This window comes from Bacillus sp. 5w2 (assembly GCF_054353775.1).
In genome coordinates this window covers 1-17,348 of the sequence record NZ_JBTIWT010000007.1, presented here as the reverse complement: position 1 = coordinate 17,348, position 17,348 = coordinate 1, and the positions used below count along the sequence as shown (strand labels likewise).

Below are 17,348 nucleotides of genomic sequence, written 5' to 3'. Positions count from 1 at the left end.
TCAAGTTTGACACTTGAAATTTTAAATAATTTTAACATAGAGCAGTTTCAAAATGATTTAATTGGTTGGTTTGAAAAAGAGCAACGCGACTTACCGTGGCGTAAAAATAAAGACCCATATCGTGTTTGGGTTTCGGAAATTATGTTACAGCAAACAAGGGTAGAAGCTGTAAAACCATATTACGCGAATTTTATGGGGAAGTTTCCTACTCTAGAGGCTTTGGCAAATGCGGATGATGAAGAAGTATTAAAAGCATGGGAAGGTTTAGGGTATTATTCTAGAGCGAGAAATTTACATGCAGCAGTAAAAGAGGTAAAAGAAGTATATGGCGGGATAGTACCGAGTGATGTAAAGAAAATTGAAAAGTTAAAAGGAGTCGGACCATATACAAAAGGTGCTATTTTAAGTATCGCATATGGTATACCAGAGCCAGCAGTTGACGGAAATGTTATGCGTGTATTATCTCGCATTTTATCCGTGTGGGATGACATTGCAAAACCGAAGACTAGAAAAGTGTTTGAAGAGATTGTGCGTGAAATTATTTCGGCTGAAAATCCATCTTATTTTAATCAAGGTTTGATGGAATTAGGAGCACTGATTTGTATTCCTAAAAATCCAGCATGCTTACTTTGTCCTGTACGTGAGCATTGCAGGGGATATGCTGAAGGTGTTCAAAAGGAATTACCAGTAAAAAGTAAAGCGAAGGCTCCTACGATGGTACCGATTGTTGCAGGAGTACTTCAAACAGAAGATGGTCGTTACGTCATTAATAAACGTCCAAGTACCGGTTTATTAGCTAATATGTGGGAGTTTCCGAATATTGAACTTGGCGAAGGGATTCGTAATCAGAAGGAACAGCTTATAGATTATATGAAAGAAAAATTTGAGATTTCGATTTCTATTGAAGAATACGCGATGAATGTACAACATACGTTTACACATCGGACTTGGGATATATTCGTATTTTACGGAAAAGTAACTGGTGAAATTGTTGAAACAGATACATTGAAATTTGTATCGAAAGAAGCATTTGAACAGTTACCTTTCTCTAAATCGCATCGTACGATTTATGAGAGTTGCGTTGAGAAAATTACAATGCAATAAACAAAAAAGTGTTCCCTAAATTGGGAACACTTTTTTAATCGTAAGAAATTTTTGTCCCATGAGTCCAACTAGCTTCACCTTCTTGTAAGCCGCCTCTTGATTCAATTTCTATAACAATTTCTTTATAAATACTTTGTCCTTCTGCGTTTAAATAGGGCAGAATCTGTTGTAATGAATGATGAAAATAAGCTAATTCATCTTCTTTCCATTCATTTTTTGAAAGCATCGTTAGTTCAGTCATATCGCGTCCTATATACATATTTCCACCTCCATTTTCTATAGTTTGAATGAGTAATAAGAGATATATGCGGAATTTTTTTAAAGAAAATTACGGATAGCTTCTAAGTGAATTGGTTACATTATTGGTTGTGGAGGTGAGAAAGATGAGTAAAAAACAACAAGGTTATAACAAGGCAACTTCTGGTGCTAGCATTCAAAGTACAAATGCTAGTTATGGTACAGAGTTTGCGACTGAAACAAATGTACAAGCAGTAAAACAAGCAAACGCACAATCAGAAGCAAAGAAAGCGCAAGCTTCTGGTGCACAAAGTGCAAACGCTAGTTATGGTACAGAATTTGCAACTGAAACAGATGTGCATGCTGTGAAAAAACAAAATGCACAATCAGCTGCAAAACAATCACAATCTTCTAGTTCAAATCAGTAATGAAAGAAAAACACTTCTCTAATTCGTGAGAAGTGTTTTCTTTGTGCTTTGGTCATGGTAATGAAAATAAAGCGAACGACATAACTTCTAATAAGTCAACAAATGTAGTCAAAGGAGAAGGAAGTTAAAGATTAGAAATATGTAATGAGGAATAATAACTGATAAATAAGTCCAAAAGGGGGTAAGTAATGAACGATTTTGATAAGTTGGTAGGAGAGCAATTGGAAACGATGGATGAGTTGTTGAAGTTACAAGCTCATCTAGAGAAGTATCAGCAAATTGAAATGAGCGAAAAGGATACGTGCGATAAAAAGGAATTACATTTTATCCGCCAAGAAATATATAGAACAGAATTAGCGTTAAAGCTGTTACATGAGAAGTTTGAAAAGCAAACAAATAGTGTGATTCAATCTTTTGAAACTGAAAAAATGATTTCGAATTTAGGATAAGATATATTGTTACCTTTCGGTGCAAGGTCCTTCTTTACATAGAAATAAGGAAGGGCTTTTTCTATTCCAATTTCCTCGTTTGTAAATAATTCAGCGAAGACACCGTCTCCTAAGAAGATTAGGGATATGGTATTCAGTGTGAAAAAATAGAGTCTTGTCGCTTTAGTTTTAAAATTTCGACAAAAAAGTTATAATAGAAAAAAAGTGAATGCAGTTCAAAGGGCATTTGCAGTTGAAAGAAGGGAGCATATATGGGATTTCCCAACGAAGGAGAAAAAGTACAAATACATAGTTATAAACATAATGGCTCCATTCATAGAATGTGGGAAGAGACAACAATTTTAAAGGGGACACAGAGTCTTGTGATCGGAGCAAATGATCGTACAGTAGTGACAGAATCAGATGGCCGAACATGGATTACTCGTGAACCAGCAATTTGTTATTTTCATGCAAACTATTGGTTTAATGTGATTGGAATGTTAAGGGAAGAGGGAGTATATTATTATTGTAATTTAAGCTCACCTTTTGCATATGATTCCGAAGCATTGAAGTACATTGATTATGATTTAGATATTAAAGTGTATCCAGATATGACATATACACTTTTGGATGAAGATGAGTATGAAAAGCACAGTCAAATTATGCAGTATCCACCTGTTATTGATACCATTTTAAAACGAAATGTAGCACAATTAACACAATGGATTCATCAAAGAAAAGGGCCATTCGCGCCAGATTTCGTAGATATGTGGTATGAAAGATATTTAATGTACAGAAATTAAAACAAACCTGCAGGGGATTTCCCGGCAGGTTTGTCCTATTAGAGGGGGGATTATGTGCAAGGCATAAAAAGATATTTGCAATTTGTTAAACCGTATCGATGGCTTATTGCTATTACGATTATGATTGGCCTAGTTAAATTCGGCATCCCGCTTATTATGCCGTGGTTATTAAAATATATTATCGATGATGTAATTCAAGGCGGAGGGTCACTTCAAGATAAAACGTCCCAATTAGTAACAGCCGTTGGAATTGCTTTTTTTATTTTTGCAGTATTAAGACCGCCAATTGAATATTATCGTCAATATTTCGCACAGCGTATCGCAAATACAATACTGTATGATTTGCGAAAGCATATTTTTGGTCATTTGCAAAAGTTGAGTTTACGCTATTATTCGAATACAAAAACAGGGGAGATTATTTCACGTGTCATTCATGATGTAGAACAAACGAAGGACTTTGTAATTACTGGTTTGATGAATGTTTGGTTAGATACGGCAACAATTGCTATTGCTATTATCGTTATGTTTTCTATGAATATAAAATTGACATTTGTTGCGCTTTTAATTTTACCTATTTATGTAGTGGCGGTGAAATATTTTTTCGGGCGTCTTCGAAAATTGACGAAAGAGCGTTCACAAGCGTTAGCAACGATGCAAGGATATTTACATGAACGTATTCAAGGGATGCAAGTGACACGTAGCTTTGCATTAGAAGAGTATGAGGGGAAGCAGTTTGAAAAAAGAAATAATGAATTTTTGACGAAAGCATTAACCCATACGAGTTGGACGGCGAGAACATTTTCGGCAGTAAATACGTTAACAGATTTAGGCCCGTTACTTGTGATTGGTTTTGCAGCATATGAAGTGATTCAGGGGCAGTTAACATTAGGGACTATGGTTGCCTTCGTTGGATATATGGATAGTTTGTATAGTCCGCTTCGCCGCCTTGTTAATTCATCTACAACATTAACGCAGTCTTTTGCATCGATGGATCGAGTATTTGAATTGTTAGATGAAAAATATGATATTGTCAATGTACCAAGTGCGGTACAAGTGAAAAAATTAAATGGTGAAGTGATATTTGATAATGTATCTTTTCGTTACAATTCGGATGAAAAAGAGATATTACATAACCTTTCGTTAACTATGTTACCAGGAGAGAAGGTAGCACTTGTAGGAGCGAGTGGGGGAGGGAAGTCATCTCTTGCTAGTTTAATCCCGCGTTTCTATGATGTTTCTTCAGGTGCAGTTTATGTAGATGGGATAGATGTAAGAAAGTATGATATGAGAAATTTACGTAGTCATATTGGAATTGTACTGCAAGATAATTTATTATTTAGCGATACAATCGGAGCTAATATTTTATATGGAAATCCGAAAGCTACAGAGGAAGAAGTGATTTCAGCTGCCAAAGCTGCACAAATTCACGATTTTATTATTGAGTTACCTGATGGTTATGATACTGTAGTTGGGGAACGTGGTGTGAAGTTATCCGGTGGACAAAGGCAACGTGTAGCGATTGCACGAGTGTTTCTAAAGAATCCATCATTACTTATATTAGATGAAGCAACGTCTGCTTTAGATTTAGAAAATGAACGATATATTCAACAGGCGCTTCAGACGTTAGCTGCTGATCGGACGACGATTATAATCGCACATCGATTGGCGACGATTACGCATGTTGATACGATTATTTACATTGAAGATGGTGAAATTAAAGAAACAGGTTCTCATGAAGAGTTAATGAAAAAAAGAGGATTTTATTACAATTTATATCAACTTCAACACATAACAGAAACAGCTCCTTTAGCGTAAAAGGAGCTGTTTTCTTTATTCGTCTTCTTTTTTATCGTCGATTTGGAGTTCTGCTTCTGGTTTATGGTATGTGTAGAAGCTATCCACAAGTAAATCTAAATGCTCTACTTCTTCACTATAGTTAATAATGGCAGAAATAAGAGGGAAGAGGTGTAGCCATGTTTTATACGCTTCCTCATCGTCTTTGTTTTGATAATCCATAAAGATATCAATTAATTCTTGTTTACCTGTTTCAACTTCATCAAGCATTTCAACGGATTGTTGTTTTTTTGCTTTACCAATAAATTTTAATAAAACTTGTTCATGATAATGCGTTAATGAATCAAGTTCGTTTTGGATAGATTCCTGAAATTCTTCTGGCATATAGCGCAGTTCATTTTCAGTACGATGTAATGATTTTAACGTACTTAAAGCACGGCTTGTCGTCGCTAACATTTGTCTGAATAAAACGAGCTTACGAATTTTTGCGAACTTTACTTTTTTCGTGTAGCTTCTTTCTTCTTTATACAGCAAATAGTAATGGTTTAGTTTGATCATTTTTTCTTTCATACGATCAATATCAGTTTTTAGCGTTGTAAAATCAGAAGCTTGCCTGCTATTCATTCGAATCCATTTTACAATTTCTTCTGTATTATCAACGATACGATGATATAGCTTTGTTTCGTATTTTGGCGGCATAAACACTAAATTTACAAGTGAAGCTGCAATAATCCCAATCATAATCGTCGCAAAGCGAAGTAAGGCAAAACTAAAGAAATCTTCGCCCTGATACTCCATAATGGCGATAACTGTTACTAAAGCAATTGATATTGTGTTCTCTAATCGTAATTGCAGTGTAAGAGCAATTACTAATATACATGTTAATCCAATAATAAAAGGATTATGTCCAAAAGCAGTAGCAAATACGATAGCGAATATCGCGCCAATGACGTTTGCTTGAATTTGTTCAAGTGCAGTTAAATACGAACGGTATACAGACGGTTGAACAGCGAAGATAGCTGAGATTCCCGCAAATACCGGACTCGGTAATTGAAGTAAAATACAAGCAAATAAAGCTAATGTGATGGCAATACCCGTTTTTAAAATGCGAGCACCAAGTTTCATACCCTTAATAAGATCCTTTCTCTTGTCATAATGAATGTACAACATGATACTATACATTCATTACAATATGTTAGCAAGTGATATTTTAGTGACGTTAATAAGAAATTAAGATTCATTTATAATTTTTCCTAATTTTTTTTAAACATCAATTTTTAGTAAAAAAACCTGCTGAATTTCAGCAGGTTTCAAATTGTTATTATAGATTACTATGAGAAGTGTACTTCGTCAATTTTTTCTTGAAAATGAAAATGAGGTATATCACTCTGTCGAGATAGATGGATCAGCCTGCTCTTTTTTCGGGATAATTTCAAAAAACTGGTGCTGCATATCATCGAGTAACGGTGTTAATAAAGCAACTTCCTCATATTGCTCATGCTCATTTAATACACGAATATAATCTAGCAATAACTCAGTCACATCTTGCACACCATTTTTACTAATTGATTGTAATGTAACATTTGCCCCTTTTGCGATTCTTCTTTTTAAGGCCTGTTCTGTTAAACCAAGGCTTGCATCATGACGTAAATAAACAACACCGCCAGTCATACCAGCACAGATCCATGGACCGGGATCCCCTAAAACAAGCGCTCGCCCATTTGTCATATATTCAAAAGCGAAACCTTTAATATTAGAGTATGCACCTATATTCCCTTGTTCTTTTTCACGGAGTGGCTTTGTTATTCGCCCTCCAATTATCATGTCTGCTCCAGAGAGGCGAATGCCAGCGCGAGCATCAGCGTTACCTTGAACGTATAGGGATCCTTTTTGTGCGCCGTATCCAAAACCTTTTCCGACAGAACCGTTATAATATATGCCGTCTTTTCCTTTTGCTTTCGTTATATAAATACCACCACCAAAGGAGGTTTTACCAATACCATCTTGTGCACCGCCATTTACGTGTATAAATAAGTTCTCACTATTGTAAGCGCCTAATCCATTTCCAGGAATAGAGCCATTCGTATACTTTAATGTAAGTGGTTCAAGTTTTGTGTCTTCATATAATTTACTACGAACGCGATAGCAAGATTCTAGACCACCCATAACGCGTTGCTCTACGCCGACGCCCACTAATTCTTTTGAGTGAGGGGAATGAACTGTTTCAAATTGTTTTTCCAGTACATATTCTGTTTTTGTAACAGATGGATGTTTTATCGTTTGTAGTAAATTACATAAGTTTAATGAATTTTTGCCTCGAACTTGCTCTAATAAATCGGAACGCCCAACAATGTCTTGTAAATTTGTATAACCAAGATTTCCTGTTAATCGTTTTAGTTCTACGCCAAAAGTGGTGAATAAATGTAATAATCCAGCAACGGCACTTTCTAATTCGCGCGGGACGAAGCGGCGTAATCCGTGTTCTTTCGCCTGAGCCTCAGACTCGATTTGTGTTGCGATGCCAACGTGACAAGTATCTAGGTGACATCCGCGGCAAGTTGTACAGCCGATTGCAATCATTGATAATGTGCCAAATCCGATGCGGTTTGCTCCAAGGAGCATGATTTTTAAGGCGTCATTTACACTTCGAATACCACCATCAGCCCAAATCTCTACGTTATGCCTCATATCGGCTTCTAGTAAAGCATTATGAGCAGCTTTAACCCCAATTTCTACAGGAAGGCCTACATGTTGCAATGCGTGAATGCGTGCAGCACCTGTACCACCATCAAATCCGCTAATGTTAATAAAATCAGCACCAGCTTTTGCGATACCGACAGCAATTGTTCCAATGTTAGGGACGACAGGGACTTTTACAGCTACTTTTGCAAGTTGATTAGCCGTTTTAATTTCTGTAATCATTTGAGCTAAATCTTCAATTGAATAAATATCATGGTTGTTAGAAGGTGAAATTAAATCTGAGCCAATTGTAGCATTACGTGCTTCAGCGATTTTGGCTGTTACTTTTGAACCTGGCAAATGTCCACCTTCACCAGGCTTTGCCCCTTGCCCGATTTTTATTTCAATTAAGTTTGATGAATTTAGTAGTTCGGCGTTTACGCCAAATCGTCCGGACGCAATTTGTTGTCCACGTGTATGTGGGTATTTTCCGATCATATCTTTAATTTCGCCGCCTTCACCGTTCAAACTAATCATATTTAGCTGATCGGCCGCTTCTGCATATGCACGAAAGGCAACTTCATTTTGAGAACCGAATGACATGGAACTAATAATAAATGGTAAATCATGATTGCGGATACCGATGGACACATCTTCAGTTGGGACTACCTGTTTTGTTTGTTTCGTTTGAATAAGGTGTCTAATTGCGATTGGGTTATTTTCTTCTAATTCACTTAACTTGTCACGGTAATCATCATAAGAGTTGCCTTTTGCGACATCGCCAATTGCTTTCCAAATTCGCGGAAATATGTGAAAAGATTTTCGCATTCTAATTTTAGGATTGTTATAATCATCCGCTCGCATTTGTGCATCTTCAGCAAGTGATTCAAGCGAAAAAGCTAAATCATTTGAACCGAAGAAATTCGTAATTTGTAATATATTTGCGATTTCCTCATGCAATCCGATAGAGGAATAGAGACGACCGTAACCACGCAATTCATGAATTCCAATTGTTGAAATGACTTTTTCCAGTCCTTTATTAAGAGCATTATACAAATTCATAATTGGTGTTTTTGTCCCATCATTGACGGTTGCAAATAATAAATATGGATTAATACTATCTGCTCCTAATCCATACAGTGTGACGATATCGTGTAAGGAGCGAAGGGCACCAGAACGTATAACGAGAGAACAGTTTCGGCGTAATTTATTTTCGCTTAATACTTGATGTACTTTAGCGGTAACTAAATGCGGATCAATCCATAACCGTTCATTTAGATGAGCGTTGGCATCGTCTATTAATAGTAGGGAAGCCCCATCGTTCACGGCTGTTATCGCTTCAGAACTAATTCGATTTAAGGCGCATTGTAAAGTTTCTGTCGGACTGAACGTAGCAGAAATTGTAGCGATAGAGCTATGAGTATTGAATAGCTGTATAAGTTGTTCGTACGTAATTGTGTGTAATTCCTCTGTGATAGATTGTGCTACACTTCCTTCTAAAATAATTGGAGAAAGCATCTCAACTACAAATGGCTGTTTAGCACCACTTAATAAACTTGGGCGCTCTCCAAGTATCGTTCGTGTGGAGAAGTGTTCGACCTCTCGATCGCGATCGATTGCTGGATTTGTAACAACGGCTACACTTTCCTTAATGAAGTCAGCGATATTTCGTCTATCAGTATCGAGTGCAGCAAGTGGTGAATCATGCCCCAGTGAGCGAATTGGCTCAACGCCTTTTGTTGCCATCTGTTCAAGAAGCTGAATATGTTCTCGGTCCCATCCGAAAGCAACGTATTGTTTTGTTTCAACTTGGACAGAATCACATAATCCCTGAATTTCTTCTGTTTTAGGGATAGATAAATTTAAATGATAATCTTTAGTATCAATTCGCTCTTTAAAACGGTTGTATACTTGGGTTTGGTATTTGTCATATTCATAAAGAACAAGTTCATCTCGTTCATTCCATTTTAATCCGACCTTTTCTCCAGGAGCGAGTGGTTTTGGTTCGGCTACATATTCAGTTGGTGATACAACTCCAGGTTCAGAAGAGAAAATATAAGAACTCTCTGTTTCCACTTTCCATACTGGTCGCAGTCCAAGGGAGTCGACACTGAAAACAGCTTCATCTTTATAACGTGAAATAATGCCAGCTGGCCCTTGTGCGAAATGCCCCCATGCTTCACGTATATACGTATATAAATCTTGTAAATGCGGTTCATAAAGTTTAATTTCATTAATAATTGGTGGGAATAGTATATCCATTGCTTCAAATAAACTGTAGTCGTATTGAACAAGTAGAGTTTCTAAGGTGCGGTTTAAATCTTGGGAGTCACTGCCCCCAGCAGTAAGTGGAACATGAATCATGTCAGCTTGATCGCGTAATTTTGCAATTGTGTTAATTTCACCATTATGTCCAAGGATGCTAAATGGTTGTACACGAAAAAAATTAGATAATGTATTAGTAGAATAACGGTTATGTCCTAGCGTCATAGTTGAAGCGATAAGTGGGTGTTGTAAATCGTTGTAATAGGCAACAAGTGTATCGCCAGCACCTAGAACTTTATATACAACATGATTACGACTTAATGAAGCAACATGAATCGCTTCGTTTTCCTCTATTTTTATCGTTACAGAAAATAATGTTCGCTCAATATTTTGAACTTCATTTTCTGCGATAAGGGCAACTTGCCAAAATAAAGGTTCTTCTTGTTTACCAAGTGGGCCGAGTGCATCGGAATTTATTACATCATCACTTTCAAAAATAATAGTGAAATTTTCGTTATTTAATTGCATACGAATATAATTTTTTAAAGTAGCAATATTTTCTTTTTTATTTAGAAAAAAATGTCCAACGATAAAGTGGGGATGATCCACAATCGTTGGATTGTATCCGTTATTTTTCAGCTTCTCATTCCAAAGTGCTTTTGGGACATCAACGTGAATTCCGATACCATCTCCTTCACCATTAATGAAACCAGCTCTATGATTCATTTTGACGAGTGATTGTATGCAAAGATCAATGTTCTCTTTCGTAGCAATTTTTCGTTTCTCCATAACGGAAACGATTCCACACGCATCATGTTCTGCATTTCTATAATCTCGAAATAAAGACGGTGTCCATGTATTTGTTTTATTGAGCATCCGTCAATCCCCCCTCTTATTAAAGTTTGAATAATCTTACTATTTAAGGCATGAACAGCCTTGTATACAAAGATAGTAAGGATATAAAAGAAAAATAAAACAGATAATTATGAATAATTATACTATTAATAAGGGATTTATGAAATAGAAAAAAGGAAAAAAGAAAGATGTGCTTTCTTTTTTCCTTTTCATTATAGGGATTATTTATTATCTGCTAAAGCAGCAAATGCTCTACCTACAGCTTCAATTGTATATTCAATATCTTCTTTTGTATGTTCTGTCGTTAAGAACCATGCCTCATATTTAGAAGGTGCTAAGTTAATACCTTCTTGAAGCATAAGCTTGAAGAATCTACCGAACATTTCACCATCTGTATCTTGTGCTGCATCGTAATCTTCAATTGTATTTGTTGTGAAGTATACAGTTAAAGCACCTTTTAGACGGTTTAATGTAATATCGATATTATGTTTTGCTGCTTGCTCTAAAATTCCTTTTTCAAGCATTGCACCAAGTTCATCTAATTTCTCATAAAGCCCTTCTTGTTGAAGAACTTCTAGACAAGCAATACCAGATGCCATAGAAGCAGGATTTCCTGCCATTGTACCAGCTTGATATGCAGGTCCTAGCGGGGCAACTTGTTCCATAATTTCTTTCTTACCACCGTAAGCACCGATTGGAAGTCCGCCGCCAATAACTTTACCAAGCGCTGTTAAGTCTGGGGTTACGCCAAGTAAGTCTTGAGCACCACCGTACATAAAGCGGAAAGCAGTAATAACTTCGTCGTAAATTACTAGTGCACCAGCTTCGTGAACAAGTTCATTTACTTTTTCAAGGAATCCTGGTTTAGGCTCTACAATACCGAAGTTTCCAACGATTGGTTCTACAAGGATAGCTGCTACTTCATGTCCCCATTTATCTAGTGCTTCTTTTAAAGTTTCTACATTATTAAATGGAACGGTAATAACTTCTTGAGCGATACTTTGTGGTACACCGGCTGAGTCAGGAGTTCCTAGCGTAGAAGGACCAGATCCAGCTGCTACAAGTACTAAATCAGAATGACCGTGGTAACAACCAGCAAATTTCATAATTTTTGTGCGGCCTGTGTAAGCACGAGCGACACGAATTGTTGTCATTACTGATTCAGTACCAGAGTTTACGAAGCGGACTTTATCTAATGCAGGCATTGCTTCTTTTAACATTTTTGCAAATTTTACTTCTAGCGCTGTTGGTGTTCCGTAAAGTACACCATTTTCAGCAGCTGTTGTAATTGCTTTTGTGATGTGCGGGTGAGCATGTCCAGTAATAATAGGACCGTATGCTGCTAAATAATCGATATATTTATTTCCGTCTACATCCCAGAAATAAGCACCTTTTCCGCGTTCCATAGCAACAGGAGCGCCGCCGCCAACTGCTTTAAAAGAACGAGAAGGACTATTAACGCCGCCAACGATATGTTCTAACGCTTCTTTATGTAATGCTTCTGATTTTGTGAATTTCACTACAATTCATCTCCTTACAAAAATCTATGTATTATTCTAACATGTTTTTCGAAAAGACGTATTGTTTGTGATAGAGAAGGCAGTTGGGTAAACTATTCGTTGTGACATTTAGGAAGGGGGTCCGATTATGAAATCGGTAATTGAGGTACAAGGGTTACGTAAAGAATTTACAGCCTATTCAAGTCGTCCGGGTTTAAAGGGTGCATTTCGCGATTTATTAAATCGTAATTATAAAATAGTACCAGCAGTAAATGATGTATCGTTTACTGTAAAACAAGGTGAAATGGTTGGGTATATTGGTGAGAACGGTGCCGGTAAATCAACGACAATTAAAATGCTTACTGGAATTTTGACTCCGACATCAGGAGAAATTTTAGTAAACGGGATGAATCCACATAAGCAGAGAGAAGAATTTGTAAGAACAATTGGTGTTGTTTTTGGGCAACGCTCACAGCTTTGGTGGGATATTGCTGTACAAGAATCGTTTCGTTTATTAAAAAAAGTGTACGGTGTATCAGACGCTCAGTATAAAGAGCATATGGAGCACGTGATTGAAACGTTAGATATTGGTCCTTTATTAGATAAGCCAGTTCGAAAGTTATCTCTAGGTCAAAGAATGCGTTGTGAATTAGCGGCAGCATTAATTCATAATCCGCCGTTATTATTTTTAGATGAACCAACCATTGGGTTAGATGTACTTGTGAAATTGAAAATACGTGAATTTTTAAAAGAAATGAATGAACGTTATAAAACAACAATTTTATTAACAACCCATGATATTACTGATATTGAAGCTTTATGTGAGCGCGTTATCATGCTGGATGAAGGAAATATTATGTATGACGGTTCTTTAAATAATCTTCGTATGCAGTGGGGAGCAGAGAAGGAAATACATTTTCAATTTATTGCACCAGTTTCCTATCAGGCTTTATCAATGGTTATGCCAGATAGTCATGTCGTTTGGTCGAAAGCGAAAGAGGAAAACGCGTGGGTTGCAAAAATACCGAATGAAGAAGTTATCATTTCAATGCTTATTTCTAAAGTAGTACAAGCCTTTCAAATTAAAGATTTAAAAATTAACGAAGTGTCTACAGAGGAAATTATTCGTAACATTTATGAAGAAGGTATTAAACATGGGTAAGTACATTGAAATGATTCGGATTCGCTTTTTAATGATGCTTGCGTATCGTACAAACTATTATAGCGGGATTTTAATTTATACAATTAATATCGGTGCGTATTATTTTTTGTGGCAAGCAATTTATAGTGGAAAAGAGAATATTGAAAGTTTATCTATTTCGCAAATGACTACGTATATTGCAATTGCGTGGATGGCACGTGCCTTTTATTTTAATAATATAGACAGGGAAATTGCGATGGAGATTCAAGAAGGACGTGTAGCGGTAGAACTGATTCGTCCATATAACTATTTAGGCATGAAAGTGATGCAAGGTCTTGGTGAAGGAATATTTCGTTTTGCCTTCTTTTCAATTCCAGGCATGGTTATCGTTACCTTATTATTTTCATTGCAAATTACAACGAATTTTCAAACGTGGTTATATTTCTTCTTATCTTTAATATTTAGTTTTATTATTAATACACAAATTAATTTAATGACGGGAATGCTCACGTTCTTCCTATTTAATAATAGTGGAATTATGTATGCAAAACGTGTTGTTATTGATTTATTTTCAGGTCTATTATTACCAATTAGTTTTTATCCGTTATGGGCCCAGAAGGCAATGGTATTTTTACCGTTTCAGGCCATTAGTTATATTCCGAGTATGATTTTTTCAGAAGGTATACAAGGAAGTAAATTGTATGAGGCATTATTATTCCAAGTAATTTGGGCAATTGTACTTATTATTCCAATTGTACTCATGTGGAGAACGGCGAGAAAACGTCTAATTGTACAGGGGGGATGATGAGATGATATATATAAACCTATTTTTGCAATATGCAAGCCAATATATAAAAACAAAATTGGAGTATCGGGGCGATTTTATCGTTGGATTACTTTCTGATTTATCACTACAGGCTGTTAATTTAATCTTTATTCTCGTTGTATTTGGACATACACAAGCATTAAAAGGCTGGAGTAGAGAAGAAGTAATCTTTATTTATGGTTTCTTTTTAGTACCGTTTGCCATTTTCTCGGCTTTCTTTAACATATGGGACTTTAATGATCGTTACATTATTAAAGGGGAAATGGACCGTATATTAACGAGACCGATTCATAGTTTATTTCAAATTATATTAGAAAGAATGGAACTTGAATCTTTAATTGGAGCGATTACAGGAATGATTGTAATGGGCTACGCAGCTGTGGAGTTACAATTATCTTTTTACTGGTACGATTTCTTCTTATTCTTACTGATGGTAGGTGGAGGAGCACTTGTATATGGAGGGATATTTGTTACGCTTGCGAGTCTTGGTTTTTGGTCGGATGCGAAAAGTTCAATTATGCCGCTAATGTATAACATAGGTAACTATGGTCGCTATCCTGTGAATATTTATAACCGTGTGATTCGCTTCATTTTAACGTTTGTTTTACCATTTGCGTTTGTCGGAGTGTATCCGGCAGCATACTTTTTAAGAAAAACAGAGTGGAATAGCTATGCATTTGCAACACCATTCGTTGGTGTTATCTGTTTTACGATTGCAATTACTCTTTGGAATCAAGGGGTAAAAAGGTACCGTGGTGCTGGGAATTAATTATAGAAGCTTGTTTGTTTCTAAGGGATAAATCCAATGGCCGTCTCATACATATAAAATGAGGTGGAGGACATGTTATGGGGATTTATTCTATTACTTGCAGCGATAGCTATTTTGAAGAGTGTCCAATTGTTATGGAGTTCCTATTCAGATTCAACGCGTTTTTTTTCGCTGTATAATTTAGCCACATTATTTTTGATTTATACAACTGTACTAATTGCGTTTGGATTAAGTTACGTTGTATTAGAGGAAATGGGTTTTGCAGTTTTGAAAGAGGATGGAGAAAGCTTGAACGCTCACTCTTTTCAACTTGTAGAAATTTGTTTATATTTTAGCGCGGTTACTTTATTGTCTGTTGGATATGGTGATATATCTCCGATTGGAATTGGGAGATGGATTGCAATTGCGGAAGCGCTAATTGGATATACATTACCGTTTGCTTTTGTGATGAGGTCTGTAATAGACAATGAAAAATAGGATAGCATTTGATATAGTAAAAGAAAAGAGTAGGAGTGATAACAATGATCACAGTAGGAGAAATGGCTCCAGAATTTACATTAGAGGGAAGTAACGGGGAACAAATTCGCTTAGCTGATTTTCGTGGTAAAAATGTAGTTCTATATTTTTATCCGAAAGATATGACTCCAGGGTGTACAACCGAAGCGTGTGATTTCCGTGATGCTTATGGATTATTTCAAGAGAAGGATACGGTTATTCTTGGAGTGAGTCCGGATCCGGCAAATAGACATTTGAAATTTATTGAGAAGCATGAACTTCCATTTACACTTTTAGTAGACGAGGATCATAAAGTAGCAGAATTATACGATGTTTGGAAGTTGAAAAAGAACTTTGGGAAAGAGTACATGGGAATCGAGCGTTCTACATTCCTTATTAATAAAGATGGTGAGCTTGTAAAAGAATGGCGTAAAGTGAAAGTGAAGGGACATATTGAAGATGTTCTTTCTTATATAAAGTAAATCTATGGTGGAGATAAAATATGTAAAAGTAAGGCAAGTGTCTATACATATTTTACTGTGTTACATAAAGTGAAGTGTAGGGCATACCTCCTCAGATGATAGTATTCCAAGTGCGATTATGTCGCACTTTTTTTCTATGTAAATGTATAGGAAATGGGGAAAGATACATAAGAATAAGGCTATATACAAAAATAAACCACATACTTATAGTAGAAATATTGACGATTTATAAGAAAAGGAGTACACTCTTTATAAGAATTATAAAATAATAATCCGTATAGAATCGGGGTGCATGACGGTGGTCAAAGAAGAATTAAAAGAAGCGCTAGAAATGCTGAAAAATACGGGTGTACGCATTACTCCACAGCGTCATGCTATTTTAGAGTACCTTGTGGAATCAATGACGCACCCAACAGCGGATGACATTTATAAAGCATTAGAAGGTAAGTTTCCAAATATGAGTGTTGCAACTGTCTATAATAACTTACGTGTGTTTAAAGAGGTTGGACTTGTAAAGGAATTAACTTATGGAGACGCTTCAAGTAGATTTGATTATGTTACAAGTCAACATTATCATGTGATTTGCGAAAAATGTGGTAAGATTGTTGATTTTCCTTATGGGGGCTTGGAACAGCTTGAAGAAGAAGCTGCGAAAACGACAGGCTTCGTTATTAATAGCCATCGCTTAGAAATTTATGGCGTTTGTCCAGAGTGTCATAAGGCGTAATATATAATAAAGAAAGAGGCTGACGGCTTTACGTCGACCTCTTTCTTTATTATATATGGGAATTACGTTAGGTTCAGGAGGATTTAAAATGTTAAGTGAAGAACCTAACTTAATTAAGGACAAATATAAAAGGTGATTTCTTGGTTAAGAAATCACCTTTTTAATAATTTGAAACCTCTTTAGTTTTTGTAAGGATACATTTTACTCGCTGTCCTCATATATACTTATGATTTATAGCTCTTCTTATTATATTTCTCATCAAATTCTTTTCCTTCTAGATTCCGATCCATTGTTAAAGGTTGATTGCAATGCATACATGCGTCGACACGACCGAGCATTTTTGTTGGCTTATCGCAGCTTGGACAAATAATTTGTACAGTTTTAGTAGATAACATGCCAATCCAAAAGTAAACAACAGTACTAGCGATAACAGCTAAAAAGCCAACCATCATAAATGTTGTCATAATAATAATGTTTTCACGGAAAAAGACTCCTAAATATGCAATGAAGAGGCCGATAAATACTAAACTTAATGCAAAGGTCCGGATTTTATTGATTTTGTTTGAATACTTAATGCTCATTTGCATCACACTCCTATAACAATAATATAACATAAAATTTAGAATTTTCACTCGTTCATAAATGTGATAAAGCGATGAGATATGAAATGTGGAGTATGATGAAGAATGACGGGAGGCTATAATGGTTTTTAGAACATGTTTTTAAACTTTTAACGGGATGTGAAATTTTTTTATAAAAAGTATTGACCCTTTATATACTGCATGATATATTAATAACCGTCGCTGATGCGGAAAT

The 17,348-nt window shown here is 36.0% G+C and carries 16 protein-coding genes; 11 read left to right on the top strand and 5 right to left on the bottom strand.

All coding sequences use genetic code 11. The annotated features are described in order from the left end of the window. The first annotated feature begins 6 nt into the window (after nt 1–6). Nucleotides 7–1,104, top strand: coding sequence for an A/G-specific adenine glycosylase (gene mutY, locus ACXY7N_RS14190; RefSeq protein ID WP_016089418.1), 1,098 nt, complete (start codon nt 7–9; stop codon nt 1,102–1,104). Between the two features lie 34 nt (nt 1,105–1,138). Here mutY and ACXY7N_RS14185 read toward each other — a convergent pair whose 3' ends face one another. Then, the gene (locus ACXY7N_RS14185; RefSeq protein ID WP_016089417.1) at nt 1,139–1,363 is read right to left on the bottom strand and encodes a hypothetical protein; all 225 of its coding nucleotides are present in this window, start codon (nt 1,361–1,363) and stop codon (nt 1,139–1,141) included. Nucleotides 1,364–1,487: 124 nt separating this feature from the next. Here ACXY7N_RS14185 and ACXY7N_RS14180 point away from each other — a divergent pair, with 124 nt between their 5' ends. From ACXY7N_RS14180 to ACXY7N_RS14165, 4 genes are all read left to right on the top strand, one after another. After that, entirely contained in the window at nt 1,488–1,769 is a 282-nt protein-coding gene (locus tag ACXY7N_RS14180; RefSeq protein WP_000039039.1) for a gamma-type small acid-soluble spore protein, read from the top strand. Nucleotides 1,770–1,957: 188 nt separating this feature from the next. Next, the gene (locus tag ACXY7N_RS14175) at nt 1,958–2,218 is read left to right on the top strand and encodes a YgaB family protein (RefSeq protein WP_016089416.1); all 261 of its coding nucleotides are present in this window, start codon (nt 1,958–1,960) and stop codon (nt 2,216–2,218) included. Nucleotides 2,219–2,469: 251 nt separating this feature from the next. After that, a complete protein-coding gene (gene ntdP / locus ACXY7N_RS14170; protein WP_016089415.1) occupies nt 2,470–3,000 on the top strand; it encodes a nucleoside tri-diphosphate phosphatase in 531 nt (176 codons plus the stop codon). 54 nt (nt 3,001–3,054) lie between these two features. After that, entirely contained in the window at nt 3,055–4,815 is a 1,761-nt protein-coding gene (locus tag ACXY7N_RS14165; RefSeq protein WP_016089414.1) for an ABC transporter ATP-binding protein, read from the top strand. Nucleotides 4,816–4,830: 15 nt separating this feature from the next. Here the strand turns inward: ACXY7N_RS14165 and ACXY7N_RS14160 are convergent, their stop codons facing one another. The 3 genes from ACXY7N_RS14160 to hemL all read right to left on the bottom strand — a co-directional run bounded on the left by ACXY7N_RS14160 (nt 4,831) and on the right by hemL (nt 12,113). Next, the gene (locus ACXY7N_RS14160; RefSeq protein WP_016089413.1) at nt 4,831–5,919 is read right to left on the bottom strand and encodes an aromatic acid exporter family protein; all 1,089 of its coding nucleotides are present in this window, start codon (nt 5,917–5,919) and stop codon (nt 4,831–4,833) included. Nucleotides 5,920–6,177: 258 nt separating this feature from the next. Continuing rightward, complete coding sequence (locus tag ACXY7N_RS14155) at nt 6,178–10,614, bottom strand: glutamate synthase-related protein (RefSeq protein ID WP_016089412.1); 4,437 nt, start codon at nt 10,612–10,614, stop codon at nt 6,178–6,180. A gap of 200 nt (nt 10,615–10,814) precedes the next feature. Continuing rightward, nucleotides 10,815–12,113, bottom strand: coding sequence for a glutamate-1-semialdehyde-2,1-aminomutase (gene hemL, locus ACXY7N_RS14150; RefSeq protein ID WP_016089411.1), 1,299 nt, complete (start codon nt 12,111–12,113; stop codon nt 10,815–10,817). A 127-nt stretch (nt 12,114–12,240) separates the two neighbouring features. Between hemL and ACXY7N_RS14145 the strand changes: the two genes are divergently transcribed. The 6 genes from ACXY7N_RS14145 to perR all read left to right on the top strand — a co-directional run bounded on the left by ACXY7N_RS14145 (nt 12,241) and on the right by perR (nt 16,532). Further along, entirely contained in the window at nt 12,241–13,254 is a 1,014-nt protein-coding gene (locus tag ACXY7N_RS14145) for an ABC transporter ATP-binding protein (protein WP_016089410.1), read from the top strand. Then, a complete protein-coding gene (locus ACXY7N_RS14140) occupies nt 13,247–14,038 on the top strand; it encodes an ABC transporter permease (protein WP_000521523.1) in 792 nt (263 codons plus the stop codon). The genes ACXY7N_RS14145 and ACXY7N_RS14140 overlap by 8 nt, the downstream gene beginning before the upstream one ends. Before the next feature lie 4 nt (nt 14,039–14,042). Continuing rightward, the gene (locus ACXY7N_RS14135) at nt 14,043–14,828 is read left to right on the top strand and encodes an ABC transporter permease (protein ID WP_016089409.1); all 786 of its coding nucleotides are present in this window, start codon (nt 14,043–14,045) and stop codon (nt 14,826–14,828) included. 72 nt (nt 14,829–14,900) lie between these two features. Continuing rightward, nucleotides 14,901–15,305 (top strand): potassium channel family protein, encoded by a 405-nt coding sequence (locus ACXY7N_RS14130; RefSeq protein WP_016133560.1) that lies wholly within the window; start codon nt 14,901–14,903, stop codon nt 15,303–15,305. 44 nt (nt 15,306–15,349) lie between these two features. Then, a complete protein-coding gene (gene bcp, locus ACXY7N_RS14125; RefSeq protein WP_016089407.1) occupies nt 15,350–15,805 on the top strand; it encodes a thioredoxin-dependent thiol peroxidase in 456 nt (151 codons plus the stop codon). A 298-nt stretch (nt 15,806–16,103) separates the two neighbouring features. Continuing rightward, nucleotides 16,104–16,532 carry a peroxide-responsive transcriptional repressor PerR gene (gene perR / locus ACXY7N_RS14120; RefSeq protein WP_000237831.1) on the top strand — a complete coding sequence of 143 codons (429 nt, stop codon included), beginning with the start codon at nt 16,104–16,106 and terminating at the stop codon, nt 16,530–16,532. Nucleotides 16,533–16,756: 224 nt separating this feature from the next. On the opposite strand, the gene ACXY7N_RS14115 is transcribed toward perR, so the two are convergent. After that, nucleotides 16,757–17,113, bottom strand: a complete 357-nt coding sequence (locus ACXY7N_RS14115; RefSeq protein WP_000025063.1) for a YgzB family protein — start codon at nt 17,111–17,113, stop codon at nt 16,757–16,759. Between the last annotated feature and the right edge of the window lie 235 nt (nt 17,114–17,348).

What these genes read in the sequence shown, in the direction of transcription:
- ACXY7N_RS14185 (WP_016089417.1), bottom strand. Translation starts at nt 1,363, where the DNA reads ATGTATATAGGACGCGATATGACTGAACTAACGATGCTTTCAAAAAAT.
- ACXY7N_RS14180 (WP_000039039.1), top strand. Translation starts at nt 1,488, where the DNA reads ATGAGTAAAAAACAACAAGGTTATAACAAGGCAACTTCTGGTGCTAGC.
- ACXY7N_RS14175 (WP_016089416.1), top strand. Translation starts at nt 1,958, where the DNA reads ATGAACGATTTTGATAAGTTGGTAGGAGAGCAATTGGAAACGATGGAT.
- ntdP (WP_016089415.1), top strand. Translation starts at nt 2,470, where the DNA reads ATGGGATTTCCCAACGAAGGAGAAAAAGTACAAATACATAGTTATAAA.
- ACXY7N_RS14160 (WP_016089413.1), bottom strand. Translation starts at nt 5,919, where the DNA reads ATGAAACTTGGTGCTCGCATTTTAAAAACGGGTATTGCCATCACATTA.
- ACXY7N_RS14155 (WP_016089412.1), bottom strand. Translation starts at nt 10,614, where the DNA reads ATGCTCAATAAAACAAATACATGGACACCGTCTTTATTTCGAGATTAT.
- ACXY7N_RS14145 (WP_016089410.1), top strand. Translation starts at nt 12,241, where the DNA reads ATGAAATCGGTAATTGAGGTACAAGGGTTACGTAAAGAATTTACAGCC.
- ACXY7N_RS14140 (WP_000521523.1), top strand. Translation starts at nt 13,247, where the DNA reads ATGGGTAAGTACATTGAAATGATTCGGATTCGCTTTTTAATGATGCTT.
- ACXY7N_RS14135 (WP_016089409.1), top strand. Translation starts at nt 14,043, where the DNA reads ATGATATATATAAACCTATTTTTGCAATATGCAAGCCAATATATAAAA.
- ACXY7N_RS14130 (WP_016133560.1), top strand. Translation starts at nt 14,901, where the DNA reads ATGTTATGGGGATTTATTCTATTACTTGCAGCGATAGCTATTTTGAAG.
- bcp (WP_016089407.1), top strand. Translation starts at nt 15,350, where the DNA reads ATGATCACAGTAGGAGAAATGGCTCCAGAATTTACATTAGAGGGAAGT.
- ACXY7N_RS14115 (WP_000025063.1), bottom strand. Translation starts at nt 17,113, where the DNA reads ATGAGCATTAAGTATTCAAACAAAATCAATAAAATCCGGACCTTTGCA.